Genomic DNA, 15973 nt, shown 5'->3' on the forward strand with positions numbered 1-15973 from the left:
TGTTTCTCCTCTATCAGCCGTTACCGGGAAAAGTCGGGGACGAATCCGCACGCGATGGCAATCGGCATCACGACGTTGCCGATGACCACGATGAACGGGAGGACGTACGCCAGCAGGACCATCAGGCCGCGGCCGCGCTCGCCGAGCCAACCGAGGTCGGAGACAGCGAGGTAGATGCCGTGGGTCAGGTGCATCAGCAGCGCGAGGTTGGCCACGACGTAGATCAGGGTGACCCACCAGCGGCCCGGCGCGAAGGTGGCGAGCATGTTGTTGCGCACCTCGCCGTGGACGAACTGGTCAGAGGCGACGACCTGGCCCGTGGTCAGATCCAGCAGGTGGAAGATGACGAAGAGCAGCAGGATTACGCCGGTGATGAGCATCCAGCGGGTCGCGGTGGACTGCCAGCCACCCATCAGGCCCGTGCGCTTGAACTTGCCGCGCGACTGGGACGAGCGCGCCTTCAGCGTGAACGCACCCCAGACGTGCAGCACCAGGCAGACGAGCAGCACGATGCGGGCGATCCAGAGGAAGCCCTCGTGCGGGAGCAGCGGCTCGCCGATCTCGCGCAGGAAGCGGCCGTATTCATCAATCGGCGCTTGCCCGTTGGCGTGGAGCGGCATAAAGATCTTCAGGTTGCCCACCATGTGGCCGAGCACAAAAAGACCGAAAATGAGGCCGGTGACGGCCATGGTCAGCTTCAAAGCCCACGTTGGGTAGGACGGCCGCTCGCGCAGCGGCTTTTCAGTGATTTTACCGTGACGAATGGCTTCACGGTCTGCGTTTTGTACAGTCATGGCACCTCCAGTGTCGCTACTACTGTAGGCAACCTTTGGGCACCCCACCTATTTATTCGCGCCACTTCCGCGCTCCCGCACCCCCTCCCACCTCGAATAATGGGAATACCTTTCTCGCTTGACCCCCGGAGCGCGCCCGCTCCCAGCAACTTTCAACGTTCCCAGCCCACCCTACGGCAATTTGTGACCTTGCACACTCTCACCGCATTTTGTTCATAATCCCCCTGCCTGCACCCCTTAATGTGTCAACCTTTCGTTGGTAAGTTCGCCCTTAGTTTCAACTCCAGGTTGAGCTTTCGCTTTTCGACGCCCCCGTGGCACACAAAAAGCGCCCCGGCGAAAACCGGGGCGCTTGGGGTGGGTCGACGGTGGCGTCGACAAGCAACTGCCTACAGGTTGATCATGTGACCTTCGACGCCGTGGGCAACTTCCTTGAGTACCTCGGACAGCGTCGGGTGAATGTGGATGCTGCGGGCGATCTCACCGGCGGTGAGGTCGAAGCGCTGGGCCAGGGTGATCTCCGGCAGGAGCTCGGAGACGTGCGGGCCGACCAGGTGCGCGCCGAGGATCTCGCCGAACTCGGCGTCAGCGATGAGCTTGCCAAAGCCCGCGGTCTCGGCCAGGCCGACAGCCTTGCCGTTCGCGGAGAACGGGAAGGTGGCGACCTTGATGTCGCGGTCCGGCCACTTCTCCTTCGCCTGCTCCTCGGTGTAGCCCATGGACGCGACCTGCGGGTTACAGAAGGTCGCGCGCGGGGTCATCATGTAGTCCTCGATCTCCAAGGTCTCCGCGTCCGCGATCGTCTCCGCGGCGATAATGCCCTGGGCCTCCGCGACGTGGGCGAGCTGCAGCTTCGCGGTGACGTCGCCGATGGCGTAGATGTGCTCGACGTTGGTGCGCATACGGTCGTCGATAGCAATGGCGCCACGCTCGGTCAGCTCGACACCCGTGTTCTCCAGGCCGTAGCCCTCGGTGCGCGGGGCGAAGCCGACGGAGATCATCACGCGATCCACGGTGAGCGTCTCAGTCTTGTCGGTGCCATTCTTCTGAATGTCCACCTCGACCTCGGAGCCGTTGTCACGCACAGCGGTGGTGGCGTGGCCGGTCAGCAGCTTCACGCCGAGCTTCTTGTACTTCTTCGCAATCTCCTTGGACACGTCCTTGTCCTCGTTGGGCAGGACGCGGTCCATGTACTCCACAACCGTCACGTCGACGCCGTAGTTGGACAGCACGTAGGCGAACTCCATGCCGATCGCGCCGGCGCCCACGATGACCATCTTCTTCGGGGCCTCGGGGTTGAGGATCTGCTCCTCGTAGGAGACGACGTTCTCGGACAGCTCGATGCCCGGGAGCGTGCGCACGACGGAGCCAGTGGCGATAATGCAGTCGTCGAAGGTGACGGTCGTGCCCTTGTCGTCGCCCTCGGTGATCTCGATCGTGTTCGCGTCGGTGAAGGAGCCGAGGCCGTTGATCTCGGTGATCTTGTTCTTCTTCATCAGGTAGTGCACGCCACCGACGATCTTCTTAGAGACCTGGCGGGAGCGCTTGTGGGCGTCCGAGTAATCGAACTCCACGTCACCCTTAATGCCGAACGTCTTGGCATCGTGGTTGAAAATCTCTGCAACCTCAGCGTTCTTAATTAACGCCTTGGACGGGATGCAGCCCACGTTGAGGCAGACACCGCCCCAGTACTGCTTCTCTACAACTGCAACCTTCTTACCCAGCTGAGCTGCACGGATGGCGGCAACGTACCCACCGGGGCCCGCGCCGAGGACAACAACGTCAAAATGTTCTTTACTCACGCCACACAGGATACGTGCATTCCCCAACTTTGGGTATGCATTCCCCCACATCGCGCTTCCGCGAGTGCCGTACAGCGCCCGAATGTGGGTACCGAGCACCCCGAAACACCCTGTACTCCGGTTTCGCTCCTGTAACGTGACGGCCGTCTGGCAATATATACGGAAGCAACGACGAGCCCTCCCGTTTGTTCACACCGTTTACACAGCTAACTAGGAAAGCGAGCCACCGTGAAGTTCACGCGCCCCGCACTCGCCGCCGTCGCCGCAGTTGCCATCGCCGCAGCCGCGGTCCCGGCAGGTATCCACCTCAGCGCCGACAGCGAGGAAGGCACCCAGCCCGCGCAGATCGCCGCCGCACAATCCACCACCTCCGCGACCGTGCCGGAGACGACGGAATCCACCGCATCTTCTGAGCCGGCAGAGACCACTGAGTCTTCTGAGTCCACTGAGTCGTCTGCGTCCTCTGCGCCGAGCGAGCCAACTTCGGACGCCGAGGACTCCGACAGCGAGCTCACCGACGCCAACGGCGGCGGCGCTTCCAACCCGACCGGGGACGAGGGCGAGGTCGGCGCGCTTATCGACGATGTCCTGTCCGGCCCCGAAACCGACCCCGACAAGCTGAACAACATGCAGGAGGAGCGCGCTACTTCCGCCGGTACCGTCAAGCCGCTCCCCCGCTCCCTGCCCGCCGCCACCGGCGGCACGCAGGAATGGGTGGACAAGATCAAGCTTTTCGACGGTGGCGAGGCCGTCGAGGTCTACTCCCCCTCCATGGAGCGCGACATCCCGGTCGCGATCATCCGCGCGACCGACGACCAGGGCAACTACATCAAAGACGCGCCGACCTACTACCTGCTCAACGGCGCCGGCGGCTCCGAGCAGGACACGGACTGGATCGCCCAGGCCGGCGGCACCCTCGACCGCACCCTGGGCCACGAGCCCGTCAACGTGGTCATCCCGATGGAGGGCGCCTTCTCCTACTACGTGGACTGGCTCACCGAGCCGGACAAGAACCGTTACATGAACGGCAAGCAGCTTTGGTCCACCTTCCTGGCCAAGGAACTGCCGCAGGCAATCGAGCCGTACATGGACACCACCAACGACCGCCGCGCGGTCTCCGGTTTCTCCATGTCCGCCACCTCCTCGCTCCTGCTCGCTGAGCACAACCCGGGCTTCTACAAGGCGGTCGGCTCCTTCTCCGGCTGCGCCGCGACCTCCCGCCCGCTCCCCTGGTTCTTCGTCGGCCTGACGGTGAACCGCGGCGGCGGCCTGACCCCGGATGAGCTGTGGGGCCCGATGGGCTCCGAGTACAACCGCTACAACGACGCGCTCGTCATGGCGGAGTACCTCAAGGGCACTGACCTGTACATTTCTAGCGGCACCGGCCTGGTCAGCGAGACCGACACCATCGGCTACCTGAAGAACCAGCGCAACCTGGAATCCAGCCGCGCCTTTTCTAACCACCTCACCCTCCTGGTCGAGGGCGGCGTGATCGAGGGCGCGATGAACGCCTGCACCCACGACCTGCGCGCCAAGCTGGACGCCAAGGGCATCCCGGCGCACTACAACTTCCGCGCCACCGGCACCCACTCCTGGCCGTCCTGGCTGGAGGACATGCGCGAGTCCTGGGCAACCGTGATCCGCCCGGCGCTGCTCCCGGACGAGCCGGAGACCACGACCGAGAAGGACACCCCGGCGGCCCCCGAGAAGCCGACCGGGACCGCCGCACCGGAAGCACCGGCCCTGCCGACGCTCCCGACCGAGCCGACTGAAACGACCACTGCCGCCGAGCCTTCCGAGTCCGCCGCCGCCACCGCGACGGAGGAGGCAACGGAAACCACTGAAACCACGGAAACCACTGAAACCACAGCGCCGACGGAGACCACCGCGGCCGACGCCAACTAGTCGCCCGCCGGAAACGCCTTGAGGGCTGGCTTGCACCGGGTGCAAGCCAGCCCTCAAACTATTGGGCCACAAACGTGCGGCTTAGAACAGCCCCAGACCGTAGGCGATGGTGGAGGAGGTCGACGAGCCAAAGTTGAGGATCTGGCCGAGCGCCTCGTTGATCTGGACCTGGATGGTTTCCAATCCGTTCATGTGAAAAACCTCGTTTTCTGTCACCGCTGTTACAAACTGTGCGGCCTATTGTCGCACACTGTAACCTCAATTGCCCCATGAGTAACGTAAGATGAGCACTCGGCAATATCTGAAACAGTGGGCACTCCCGCTTCTCTCTGTTACTCCCAAGACAACCTGGAAAAGGAATGCAGGACTGATGAACTTGAAGGGAGCCGTGGTTGCCGCGGCGTCGACAATCGCTCTGGCCTGCGGTATGACCCCGGCGGCGGACGCCGCCACCGTCACCGCCGCCCAGGTCGCGGGGCAGACCCCGGTGGGCACTGTGAAGGCGTGGGACGCGCGGTCCAACCCGCCGCTGGCGCTGAACACCAACCGCCCGCAGTCGTGGACCCAGCAGGTAGACCACAAGAACGTGCTGTCGTACCAGGTGTACTCGCCTTCCATGCGGCGTGACATCCCGGTCGCGGTGATCCCGGCAACCAATGCCGCCGGGCAGCGCGTGCCCAACGCACCGATCATTTACCTGCTCAACGGCGCAGGCGGCGCGGAGCAGGACCAGGATTGGCTGAAGTCCTTTACCACCCGCGAATTCTTTGCGGGCAAGGGCGTCAACGTGGTCATCCCGCAGGCGGGCGCGTTCTCGTACTACACCGACTGGGTAGACCAAAACCCGCAGGGGCGCTACGTCCGCGGGCCGCAGAAGTGGGAGACGTTCCTCACCCAGGAGCTGCCCGGCCCGATGGAGCGCACGCTCAACGCGGACAACCGCCGCGCCATCGTCGGCTTTTCCATGTCCGGCACGAGCGCGCTCGTGCTGCCGGAGCACCGCCCGGGCTTTTACGACGCCGCCGCCTCGTTCTCCGGCTGCGCCGCCACCGCCTCCCCGCACGGCTACAACTACGGGCGCGTGACCGTCAACCGCGCGGCGAACATCCCGAACTTCCAGGAGATCACCCCGGAGCAAATGTGGGGCCCGATGGGCAGCCCGAACAATGTGTGGAACGACGGGCTGGCCAACGCCGAGCGCCTGCGCGGCACCAAGCTCTACATCTCCTCCTCCACCGGCCTGGCTGGCCGGAAGGACCAGGTCAGCTACCTGGTGGGCGAGGCCGGCGTGCCGGAGATCGCGGCGGGTGTCGCCGCCACCACGTTGCAGGTCGAGGGTGGCGCGATCGAGGCCGCCATCAACCAGTGCAACCACGACCTGCGCGCAAAGCTCGACGGGCTGAACATCCCGGCGCACTACGAGTTCCGCAACGCTGGCACGCACTCCTGGGGATACTGGCAGGACGACATCCAGCAGGCATGGTTCACCACCATCGCCCCTGCGTTTGGGATGTAGATGCACCCGCAGAGCAAGCAGAGCAATCAGCCCCGCAGCAGAGCGATCGACCCGGCGCTGCTCGACCAGATCACCGGAGATGAGGCGCTGGCGTGGGCCAACGCGTGGTCCGCCGACACCGAGGCCTCGCTGACCGCGCTCGGCAGCCCGCTCGCCGAGGAGGCTGCGCGCCTCCGCAGCGACATCCGCGCCGCCCTGGACACCGACGCGCGCATCCCCTACGTGCTGCGCCGCGGCGATTTCCTCTACAACTTCTGGCGCGACGCCTCGCGCCCCCGCGGCGTGTGGCGCCGCACCACCTTGCCCGAGTTCCTGGCTCCGGAAACGGAGTGGGAGGAACTGGTGAGCGTGGATACGCTTGCCCGCGCAGAGGGCGAGGACTGGGTCTGGAAGGGCGCGACCGTGCTGCCGCTGACGCAGGACCGAGCGCTGCTGCGGCTGTCGCGGGGCGGCGCCGACGCGGTGACCATCCGCGAGTTTGACCTGCACACCCGCGCCTTTGTCGCCGACGGTTTCCGCATCGATGAGGCCAAGACCGATGTGAGCTGGGTCGACCGCGACACGCTCCTGGTGGGCACGGACCTGGGCGAGGACTCGCTCACCCACTCCGGCTACCCCGCGCAGGTTCGCCGCTGGCACCGCGGCACGCCGCTCGCGCAGGCGGAGGAGATCTTCCGCGGCGAGGCGAGCGACGTCGCCGTCGGCGCCTCCTACGACCCCACTCCCGGCTACGAGCGCACCGTGATCACCCGCGCCCTGGATTTCTACACGTCCCGGACCTGGGTCGACGGCCAGGAGCTGGACCTGCCGCTGGACTGCAGCGCGGTGCCCTACAAGCAGTGGCTGTTCATCATCCCGCGCACCGACTACCAGCCGGAGGGCGCAACGATCCCGGCCGGCGCGCTCGCCGTCACCGACCTGGAGCGCTTCCTCGCGGGCGAGCGCGACTTCCGCGTCCTGTCCGACTTGTCCGACTCAAGCGCGGTTGAAGACCTCTCGCTGACCGCCAACTACGCCTTCGTCACCACGCTCGACAACGTGTCCACCCGCATCGAGCGCATCGCCCTCGGCACCTGGGAGCGCACCGACGTCCCGCTCCCGCCGGCCTCGGCCGCGCACATCGTAGCCACCAGCCCGCTCGACGGCGATGAGGTATGGCTCAACACCTCCAGCTTCACCACGCCGAGCACGCTTTCGCTTCTCGACGCCACCGCGCCCGATCACCCCAACGCGGCCAAACACGCCCCCGCCCTCTTTGACCTTTCGGACACCGCAGGGCTGGAAACCCGCCAGCACTGGGCGACCTCCGCCGACGGCACCCGGATCCCCTACTACATCACCGGCGACTTCTCGCGCGGCCCGCGCCCGACGCTGGTGGGCGGCTACGGCGGCTTCGAGGTCTCGCTCACGCCGTCGTTTTCTAACGTGCGCGGCATCGCCTGGCTGTCCAAGGGATACTTCTACGTACAGCCCAACCTGCGCGGCGGCGGCGAGTTCGGCCCCAGCTGGCACTCGCAGGCCGTGAAGGCAAACCGCCACAAGGTGTGGGAGGACCACCGCGCCGTGCTGGAAGACATCGTCGCGCGCGGCTACGCCACGCCCGAGCGCATTGCCATCCGCGGCGGCTCGAACGGCGGGCTGCTCACCTCCGGTGCGCTCACCCAGTACCCGGACCGCTTCGGCGCCGCCGTGGTGCAGGTCCCGCTCACGGACATGCTGCGCTACCACACGCTCTCCGCCGGGGCGTCGTGGATGGCGGAGTACGGGGACCCGGACGACCCTGCCGAGCGCGCCTTCATTGAGACGTGGTCGCCGCTGCACAACGTGGCCAGCGCCCCCGCCTACCCGCCGGCCCTGGTGACCACGTCCACCCGCGACGACCGCGTCCACCCCGCCCACGCGCGCACCTTCGCGCTCGCGCTGTGGGAAGCCGGCCAGCCGGTCGACTACTTTGAAAACACCGTCGGCGGGCACGCGGGCGCGGCCGACAACGAGCAGGTGGCGCGCGTGGAGGCCATGATCTACACCTGGCTGGAACGCCAGATCGGCGACACAGCAACGGCGGAGCGCACGCAGTGAAGAACCTGACGCTGGCCACCATCTTCGCGGCCATCAGCGGCTTCGTCGTGCTCTGGGTCGCCGCCCGCGCCCTGGACCCGGAGACGGGCTACCGGTACTTCGCCGCGTTCTGGAGCGTCTTCTTCGCGGGCGCCGGGCTTGTCGACGGCATCACGCACGAAACCACCCGCGCCGTCGCCTCCGCCGCCGAGACCGGCAAGCGTGGCGCGGCTAACCCGTGGCGCATCGGCGCCCGGCTCGCGGCGGTGGTCCTCGTCGTCGTGGCGGTCGGCGGCGCCCTGCTCATGGGCACCGTCGTACCGCAGTCCCCGGGCACCGCCACTGCCCTGCTCACCATCGGCCTGATCAGCTACGTATTCCAGGCGGTACTGGCAGGCGTCCTGTCCGGCTCACACCTGTGGGACCGCTACGCCGCCCTCTTCGCCCTGGACTCGGGCGTGCGCCTGGTCCTCGCCGTGGTGGCGTGGGCCGCCGGGTGGGGCCTGCCGGTCTTCCTGCTCATCACCGTGATCGGCGCGGCGAGCTGGCTCACCCTGCTGCGCCGGGAGCACCTGCAGGTGCCGGTGGACGTGGACAGCGGCCTGTTCGTACGCCGCATGGTCACCGCTATGGTGGCCTCCGGGGCGTCGGCGGCGCTAATCACCGGCTTCCCCGCCGTGATCAACGCGGCGTTTCCCGGCGCGCCGGTGGCGGCGGTGATCAACGCCGTGATCCTCACCAGGGCGCCCGTGCTCGTGCCGCTGCAGCGCTTCCAGTCGGCCCTGGTGGTCCGGTTTGTGGAGCACCGCGACCGGATCTACGCGGCGCTGGCCATGCCAATTGGCGCGGTCCTGGGGCTCGGCGCGGTGGGGTTCGTCGCCGCGTGGGCGGTCGGCCCGCTCATCCTGCGCATCGCGTTCTCGCCGGAGTACGCGATGGGCGGGGTGTCGCTGGGCGTGCTCACCTTCGCGTCCGCGTTCATGGGCGCGCTCATGATCACCGGTGTTGCGGTACTCGCCCTGGAGCGCCACGGCTGGTACGTCGCCGGGTGGCTCACGGCCACGGCGGTGGCGTTTGGGATTTTGTTCGCGGCGCCGGTGGGTGCTGAGGGTGGGGGCACGGTGGCGTCGATAAGCATTGCCCTCTTCGCAGGCCCCCTGGCCGGCGCGCTGGTGCATGTGGCGGGGCTGCGGCGCGCGCTAAGGTAGTTCCCTATGGGAACAATGCTGGTCACCGGCGGTGCCGGGTTCATCGGGTCCAACTTCGTGCGCATGGCGCTCAGCAAGGTGGACAAGATTGTGGTGCTGGACAAGCTCACCTACGCGGGCAATCGGGACAGCCTCGCCGGGTGCGACGTGGAGCTCGTGCGTGGCGACGTCGCCGACGCCCCGCTGGTCAACCGCCTCGTCGCACGCGCCGACACCGTGGTGCACTTCGCCGCGGAATCGCACAACGACAACTCGCTGCGCGACCCCTCGGCGTTCATCCAAACCAACCTGGTGGGCACGTACACGCTGCTCGAGGCGGTGCGCGAGCACGGCGCGCGGCTGCACCACATCTCCACCGACGAGGTCTTCGGCGACCTCGCCCTCGGCGGCACGGACGCCTTCACTGAGACAACGCCGTACAACCCGTCCTCGCCCTACTCGGCGACGAAGGCGGGTTCGGACCACCTGGTGCGCGCGTGGGTCCGCTCGTTTGGCATCCCGGCGACCATCTCCAACTGCTCCAACAATTACGGCCCCTACCAGCACGTGGAGAAGTTCATCCCCCGGCAGATCACCAACCTGCTGCGCGGCGAGCCCGCGAAACTGTACGGAACGGGCGCGCAGGTGCGCGACTGGATCCACGTGGACGACCACAACGACGCGGTGCTCACCATCCTGGAGCGCGGCGAGCTGGGCCAGACCTACAACATCGGGGCCGGCGGCGCGCACGTGACCAACAAGCAGGTCATCGAGGACATCTGCGAGCTGATGGGCGGCACCTACGAGCACGTCGCGGACCGCCCCGGCCACGACCAGCGCTACACCATGGACGCGACGAAGCTGCGCCGCGAGCTGGGCTGGCAGCCGCGCTACACGGATCTGCGCGCGGGCCTGGAGCAGACGATTGCCTGGTACCGCGATCACGAGTCCTGGTGGGCCGCGGGCAAGGACGCGGTGGAGGCGGGCTACGCGGCGCGCGGCCACTAGGCAGCCCCTAGACTGGCGTGCATGTGTGAGACCCCGATTCAAGGCCTTAAGGTTGAACGGCTGACCGTCCACAAGGACAATCGCGGCTGGTTTAAGGAGAACTGGGCGGGCCAGGCGCTCGTGCCCGCGCAGCAGAACGTGAGCTTCAACGCCCGGCGCGGCGCCACCCGCGGGATGCACGCCGAGCCGTGGGACAAGTGGATCTCAGTGGCCTCGGGCCGCGTTTACGCCGCGTGGGTGGACATGCGCGAGGGCTCGCCCACGTTTGGGTCGCGCTTTGGACTGGAGATCACCCCGGACATCGCGGTGTTTGTGCCGCGGGGCGTAGCCAACGGCTTCCAGGCGCTCGAGGACGCCACGACCTACATCTACCTGGTCAATCAGCGCTACAACCCGGACGGAGCGTACGCGTTTTGCTCGTACAAGGAGGTCGAGTGGCCGCTCGAGCCCACCGAGCTTTCGGAGGCAGACACGAAGCACCCGATGCTTGCCGACGCCACGCCAGTCCCACCCCGCAAAATCCTCGTCACCGGCGCGAACGGCCAGCTGGGCCGGGCGCTCAGGCAGGTGTACGGCGAGGATGAGGCCGACTTTTTCACCCACGAAGAGTTCGACCTCACCGACATGCCCGACCTGGACTTCTCCCAGTACTGGGCCGTGATCAACTGCGCCGCGTACAACGACGTCAACGGCGCCGAGGACGACCGCGCCACCGCCTGGGCGGTCAACGCTGAGGCGCCGGCACAGTTGGCGGCGATCTGCAACGAACACGACCTAACGCTGGTGCACGTGTCCAGCGACTACATCTTCGACGGCACCCGCGAGGTCCACGACGAGGCGGAGATCCCCTCCCCGCTGTCGGCCTACGGGGCGTCGAAGGCCGCGGGCGATACCGCGGCGCAGGTGGCGCGCAAGCACTACGTGGTGCGCACCGCCTGGGTCTTTGGCGACGGCAACAACTTCATGTCCACGATGGCAGGTCTTGCCGCGCGCGGGGTGGAGCCGAAGGTGATCATGGACCAGCGCGGCCGCCCCACGTGCGCCGAGGACCTGGCCAAGGGCATCGCGCACCTGCTTCGCACCCGGGCCGAGTACGGGGTGTACAACCTGACCTCGGACGGGGACGCGGTGGGCCGCGACGAGATCGCCATGGCCGTGTTCATTGGCGTCGGCCACGACCCCTCCGAGGTACACCCGGTGACCACGGCGCAGTACGCCGAGCTCAACGGGCCGGAGGCACGCCGCCCGGCGGAGTCCACGCTGAGCTTGGACAAGATCAAGGCGACCGGATTCACGCCAACCAATTGGCGAGCAGCACTCGCCCTGTACCTTGCGATGCAGTAGGTTTAGACGCTGAACTTGCTTTGCCTGAGGAAACAGTAAAAGGAGCTCCACCATGTCTCGCACGCAGATGCCTCGCACGCAGTCCGTCGCGTTAGCCACCGTCGCCGTCCTAGGGGCCGCAGGCCTCGTGGTCCCGGCGCACGCTGCACAGACGGGGCAGACAGGGACGACGTCTGCCACTCCGACAGCAACGGCAACCGGGACCACCACCGCAACGGCAACGCCGACCGCCACCCCGAGTCCCACCACCGTGACAACCCCGACGGTCACGGTCACCACCACCCCCACGGTCACGCCGACCACCACCACGTCGTCGGCCGCGCCCTCCGCCCCGGACATCCTGCAAGCGATGTCCAGCGGCGATTTCTCCAAGATCAGCAAGCCGCAGATCGCGTTGCTCGTGCTGGGCGTGCTCACCACGGTGCTGGGCCTGGCAGTGAAGTTTGATGTGCGCGAGATCGCCGCCGGCCGCTACACCTTCGAAGACTTCATGAAGGAAATGGCACAGGAGTAAGCGCGGCATCAGGGCGGGCGAACGTCGCGTGACCGGCTAGTCTGGGACGCATGCGAGGCATCATTCTGGCCGGCGGGTCCGGCACGCGCCTGTACCCGATCACGCAGGGCATTTCGAAGCAGCTCATGCCCATTTATGACAAGCCGATGATCTACTACCCGCTGACCACGCTGATCAGCGCAGGTATCCGCGACATCCTCATCATCACCACCCTGGAGGACGCGGGCGCGTTCAAGCGTTTGCTTGGCGACGGCTCACGCTTCGGAGTCATGCTCAACTACGCAGTCCAACCCTCCCCGGATGGGCTCGCGCAGGCCTTCATCATCGGGGAAGACTTCATCGGCAATGACTCGGTCGCACTCGTGCTGGGGGACAACATTTTCGAGGGCACGCAGCTCACCCGGATTCTTGGCGAGACCCGCGACGTGGACGGCGGTGCCATCTTCGCCTACGAGGTCTCGGACCCGCAGCGCTACGGTGTCGTCGAGTTCGATGCGGCAGGCACCGCCCTGTCCATCGAGGAAAAGCCGGAAACACCGAAGTCCAACTTCGCCGTCGTGGGCCTGTACTTCTACGACAGCAAGGTGGTGGAGATTGCCAAACAGATCACCCCGAGCGCGCGCGGCGAGTTGGAAATCACCAGCGTGAACGAGGCCTACCTGCGCGAGGGTGCGCTGAAGGTCCACCGGCTGCACCGCGGGGACGTGTGGCTGGATACCGGCACGATCGATTCCATGAGCGAGGCCAGCGCGTATGTGGAGGTCATGCAGAAGCGCACCGGCACCATCATCGGCTCGCCCGAGGTGGCCGCCTACCGGGAGGGGTTCATCTCCCGCGACGCGCTCGAGGCCCTCGGCCGCGCCACGCTGAAATCGGGTTACGGGCGCTACTTGTTGGACGCAGCGCGGGACTAGGAGACACTCCGCAATATACTTTTTTACCCTACTTTGTGCTACAAAATTAGTTCAATTCCGCCACACATGGTCGGGGAATGGTATTTTAAAAACCTTGAACTAGCCAGATGTGAAATCTCAGGGCTTCAGAGGAATTTGCCCTGAGATCACACGTTCACAATTCGAAGAAAAGCAGGTCAAGTCATTGCGCGTAGGCGAAGTCACAGTACTCATGTCCGTATACGCAAATACGAAAGCTGAAGATCTCGCCTTCGCCCTGAAGAGCCTACAAGCACAGACTCGGCCGCCCGAACGCATTCTCGTAGTTCTCGACGGCCCAATCGCCCAGGACGTCCATTCGCTTCTCAACAACGTCGATACGCTACCGTTGGAAGAAAATGTTGGCCTCGGGAAAGCTCTGGCAGCTGGACTTCGTGCAGTCGACACCGAATTTGTCGCACGCCTTGACTCGGACGATGCCGCTTTCCCACACCGCATCGAGACTCAGCTCAGTTTCCTCAATAAGCACCCTGACATCTCGGTAGTCGGCTCCTCGATGAGGGAGTTCAACGAAGCGGGTCACGGCAATATTAGAAAACTGCCGGAATCTCCCTCGGCGATTGCAAAATACGTCCGACTCAACTCCCCAATGAACCACCCTTCGGTAATGTTTCGCACCGCCGACGTACTTGCCGTAGGAGGTTACCGCGATCTACGTGGCATGGAGGACTACGATTTATGGGCACGCATGATCTCGCAGGGGAAGAAACTTTATAATCTCCCAGAACCTCTAACATATTTTCGAGTGGATCAAGACCAGTTCAGACGCCGTTCCGCGAACAACGTACGCGAGGCTGAAAGAGAACTTCAAACCGCGCTGGTTCAGTATGGCCTAGTCTCGCCGGTGCGCGCGCGCCTCAACTTCGTCCTCCGAAACCTCTACCGCGCGCTCCCACTACACCTCATGCAGCGCGCATATGGCGTGCTGTTCCATCGAAGTAAGTGAACACCGTTTTCGCTGACTATTCCTCACAGACTGCTCACGCGCGTGTACGCCCTACTTTTCCATCGAGACCGGTAACGTATTGAGCGCTATGAACCAATCTCGCGGCGTCGATAAGCATTCGGCGCAATACCCAGGGCGCAAACAGGGCGCGCACGAGTCTTTCACCGACACCTGGCTCATCGTCCCCTGCTACAACGAGGGTCAGGTCATCCAGGACGTGTTGGAGCACGCGCGGGAAACGTTTCCCAATATCGTGGCGGTCAATGACGGCTCGCACGACAACTCCGCCGAGGCGATCCACGCCGCGGGCGCGCACCTGGTCAACCACCCGGTGAACCTTGGCCAGGGTGCCGCGATCCAGACGGGTGTTGAGTACGCGCGTACTCAGCCCGGCGCGAAGTACTTTGTCACCTTCGACGCCGACGGCCAGCACCAGGTCAAAGACGTTAAGCGCATGATCCAGCGGCTGCGCACCGAGCCGATTGACATCGTCGTGGGCACCCGCTTTGCAGGCCAGGAGGAGACGCAGGTGCCGTGGATCAAGCGCCTCGTGCTGAGAACGGTGGTGCTCCTCTCCCCTCGCACCCGCAGACTTGGGCTGACCGACGCGCACAACGGCCTGCGCGCCTTCAATACCAAAGTGGCACACGAGATGAACATCCGTATGAATGGGATGTCGCACGCCTCCGAAATTGTCAGCATGATTGATGCGCAGGGGTGGCGCGTGGCTGAGGAGCCGGTGGACATCCTGTACACCGAGTACTCCATGAGCAAGGGCCAGTCCCTGATCAACGGTGTGAACATCCTCGCCGACGGCATTGTGGCAAGGAGGCTCCCATGATCCAGCTGTTCCTCATCCTGGCGACCCTGGTGCTGGTCATCTACTTCTTCACGCACCGCAAGAAGGCGAACGCGAAGGCGTGGGTCAAGCTCGGCTTCGTGGTGCTCGTCTTCGCGGCAATCTGGGCGATCCTGCGCCCCGACGACGTCACGGTGCTGGCCAACTGGCTCGGGGTGTCTCGCGGCACGGATCTCATGCTGTACGCGCTCATCTTCGCGTTCTTCTTCACCACCATCTCCACGTGGACCCGGTTCCGCGAACAGGAGCTGCGTTATGCCCGCTTGGCCCGCGCGGTAGCCTTGCAGAATGCGGTGCGCCCGGAAGATCCGTACGGCGCAGCGACTCAAGCATCGCAACCTGAATAGGAGTATTTTTACCGTGAGCGATACGAAGATCCCACCCCTGATGTGGGCCTTTACGGCCGTGCTCGCCATCGGCACCGGCGTGGGCGGATATCTCATTGGCAACCAGACCGCGACGCCGCCCGCCGCGACGGAGACCGCTCAGCAGTCTACCCAGGCAGAGGCCCCGAAGGTGGATGTTGCTCGCCGCGAGGCCGACGACGCCATGGCGCTTGGCGACGTCGACGCCCCCGTCGTCATCTCCGAGTTCTCCGACTGGGCCTGCCCCTACTGCATGCGCTTCGCCGCGCAAACGATGCCGGAGATTGTGAAGCAGTACGTGGACACCGGCAAGGTCCGCTTCGAGATGAACGACTTTGTCATCAACGGACAAGGCGCCCTCAACGGGGCGCGCGCCGGCCGCGCCGCAGCGGACCAGGGCAAGTTCTTCGAGTTCCAGGAAGCCTACGTCGCGGCCGCCTCCCAGGTGGAGGGCCACCCGGACTTCTCCCTCGACGAGCTCGCCGGGTTTGCCAAAGAGGCCGGCGTGCCGGACCTCGAGCAGTTCCGCTCGGACGCGGAAAGTGACAAGTACGACCAGGCGCTTTCGGAGGCGAACACGCTCGCCCAGCAGTCCGAGGTCACCGCCACCCCGACCTTTATCATCAACGGCCAGGTGCTCGAGGGCGCGCTGCCCTTTGAGAAGTTTGCCCAGGTCATCGACGCCGAGCTTGAGAAAGCCGACGCCTAGCCCGGGCTCGCCG

At 65.3% G+C, this 15973-nt stretch carries 14 protein-coding genes; 12 read left to right on the plus strand and 2 right to left on the minus strand.

The genetic code is table 11. The annotated features are described in order from the left end of the window. Positions 1–20: 20 nt before the first annotated feature. Entirely contained in the window at positions 21–794 is a 774-nt protein-coding gene (locus CKJ82_RS07440; RefSeq protein WP_095275158.1) for a succinate dehydrogenase cytochrome b subunit, read from the minus strand. A gap of 389 nt (positions 795–1183) precedes the next feature. Next, positions 1184–2647, minus strand: a complete 1464-nt coding sequence (lpdA, locus tag CKJ82_RS07445) for a dihydrolipoyl dehydrogenase (RefSeq protein ID WP_095537638.1) — start codon at positions 2645–2647, stop codon at positions 1184–1186. A 177-nt stretch (positions 2648–2824) separates the two neighbouring features. On the opposite strand from lpdA, the gene CKJ82_RS07450 reads away from it, so the two are divergent. The 12 genes from CKJ82_RS07450 (at position 2825) to CKJ82_RS07505 (ending at position 15960) form a co-directional block, all read left to right on the plus strand. Further along, positions 2825–4501 carry an alpha/beta hydrolase gene (locus CKJ82_RS07450; protein ID WP_240510722.1) on the plus strand — a complete coding sequence of 559 codons (1677 nt, stop codon included), beginning with the start codon at positions 2825–2827 and terminating at the stop codon, positions 4499–4501. A gap of 370 nt (positions 4502–4871) precedes the next feature. Continuing rightward, positions 4872–6017 (plus strand): alpha/beta hydrolase, encoded by a 1146-nt coding sequence (locus tag CKJ82_RS07455; protein WP_095537639.1) that lies wholly within the window; start codon positions 4872–4874, stop codon positions 6015–6017. After that, the gene (locus CKJ82_RS07460; protein ID WP_095537640.1) at positions 6018–8096 is read left to right on the plus strand and encodes a prolyl oligopeptidase family serine peptidase; all 2079 of its coding nucleotides are present in this window, start codon (positions 6018–6020) and stop codon (positions 8094–8096) included. Next, positions 8093–9283 carry a polysaccharide biosynthesis protein gene (locus CKJ82_RS07465; RefSeq protein ID WP_095275161.1) on the plus strand — a complete coding sequence of 397 codons (1191 nt, stop codon included), beginning with the start codon at positions 8093–8095 and terminating at the stop codon, positions 9281–9283. Before CKJ82_RS07460 ends, CKJ82_RS07465 begins: the two co-directional genes overlap by 4 nt. Before the next feature lie 6 nt (positions 9284–9289). Next, positions 9290–10270 carry a dTDP-glucose 4,6-dehydratase gene (rfbB, locus tag CKJ82_RS07470; protein ID WP_095537641.1) on the plus strand — a complete coding sequence of 327 codons (981 nt, stop codon included), beginning with the start codon at positions 9290–9292 and terminating at the stop codon, positions 10268–10270. A gap of 21 nt (positions 10271–10291) precedes the next feature. Continuing rightward, the gene (locus CKJ82_RS07475; RefSeq protein WP_095537642.1) at positions 10292–11614 is read left to right on the plus strand and encodes a sugar nucleotide-binding protein; all 1323 of its coding nucleotides are present in this window, start codon (positions 10292–10294) and stop codon (positions 11612–11614) included. 52 nt (positions 11615–11666) lie between these two features. Then, positions 11667–12128, plus strand: coding sequence for a hypothetical protein (locus CKJ82_RS11530; protein ID WP_109561650.1), 462 nt, complete (start codon positions 11667–11669; stop codon positions 12126–12128). A 50-nt stretch (positions 12129–12178) separates the two neighbouring features. Then, entirely contained in the window at positions 12179–13042 is an 864-nt protein-coding gene (gene rfbA / locus CKJ82_RS07485) for a glucose-1-phosphate thymidylyltransferase RfbA (protein ID WP_095537643.1), read from the plus strand. A 211-nt stretch (positions 13043–13253) separates the two neighbouring features. Beyond that, on the plus strand, positions 13254–14027 hold the full coding sequence (locus CKJ82_RS07490; RefSeq protein ID WP_095275166.1) for a glycosyltransferase: 774 nt from the start codon (positions 13254–13256) through the stop codon (positions 14025–14027). 88 nt (positions 14028–14115) lie between these two features. Next, on the plus strand, positions 14116–14868 hold the full coding sequence (locus CKJ82_RS07495; protein ID WP_095537644.1) for a polyprenyl-phospho-N-acetylgalactosaminyl synthase PpgS: 753 nt from the start codon (positions 14116–14118) through the stop codon (positions 14866–14868). After that, positions 14865–15233 carry a DUF2304 domain-containing protein gene (locus tag CKJ82_RS07500; protein ID WP_095275334.1) on the plus strand — a complete coding sequence of 123 codons (369 nt, stop codon included), beginning with the start codon at positions 14865–14867 and terminating at the stop codon, positions 15231–15233. Before CKJ82_RS07495 ends, CKJ82_RS07500 begins: the two co-directional genes overlap by 4 nt. 13 nt (positions 15234–15246) lie before the next feature. Next, positions 15247–15960, plus strand: coding sequence for a DsbA family protein (locus tag CKJ82_RS07505; protein ID WP_240510723.1), 714 nt, complete (start codon positions 15247–15249; stop codon positions 15958–15960). Positions 15961–15973 lie beyond the last annotated feature (13 nt).

Source organism: Corynebacterium gottingense (assembly GCF_002285125.1).
Taxonomy (GTDB): Bacteria; Actinomycetota; Actinomycetes; order Mycobacteriales; family Mycobacteriaceae; genus Corynebacterium; species Corynebacterium gottingense.

Coding starts and splice junctions, on each gene's coding strand:
- CKJ82_RS07440 (WP_095275158.1), bottom strand. CDS start 794: ATGACTGTACAAAACGCAGACCGTGAAGCCATTCGTCACGGTAAAATC.
- lpdA (WP_095537638.1), bottom strand. CDS start 2,647: ATGTGGGGGAATGCATACCCAAAGTTGGGGAATGCACGTATCCTGTGT.
- CKJ82_RS07455 (WP_095537639.1), top strand. CDS start 4,872: ATGAACTTGAAGGGAGCCGTGGTTGCCGCGGCGTCGACAATCGCTCTG.
- CKJ82_RS07460 (WP_095537640.1), top strand. CDS start 6,018: ATGCACCCGCAGAGCAAGCAGAGCAATCAGCCCCGCAGCAGAGCGATC.
- rfbB (WP_095537641.1), top strand. CDS start 9,290: ATGGGAACAATGCTGGTCACCGGCGGTGCCGGGTTCATCGGGTCCAAC.
- CKJ82_RS07475 (WP_095537642.1), top strand. CDS start 10,292: ATGTGTGAGACCCCGATTCAAGGCCTTAAGGTTGAACGGCTGACCGTC.
- CKJ82_RS11530 (WP_109561650.1), top strand. CDS start 11,667: ATGTCTCGCACGCAGATGCCTCGCACGCAGTCCGTCGCGTTAGCCACC.
- rfbA (WP_095537643.1), top strand. CDS start 12,179: ATGCGAGGCATCATTCTGGCCGGCGGGTCCGGCACGCGCCTGTACCCG.
- CKJ82_RS07490 (WP_095275166.1), top strand. CDS start 13,254: ATGTCCGTATACGCAAATACGAAAGCTGAAGATCTCGCCTTCGCCCTG.
- CKJ82_RS07495 (WP_095537644.1), top strand. CDS start 14,116: ATGAACCAATCTCGCGGCGTCGATAAGCATTCGGCGCAATACCCAGGG.
- CKJ82_RS07500 (WP_095275334.1), top strand. CDS start 14,865: ATGATCCAGCTGTTCCTCATCCTGGCGACCCTGGTGCTGGTCATCTAC.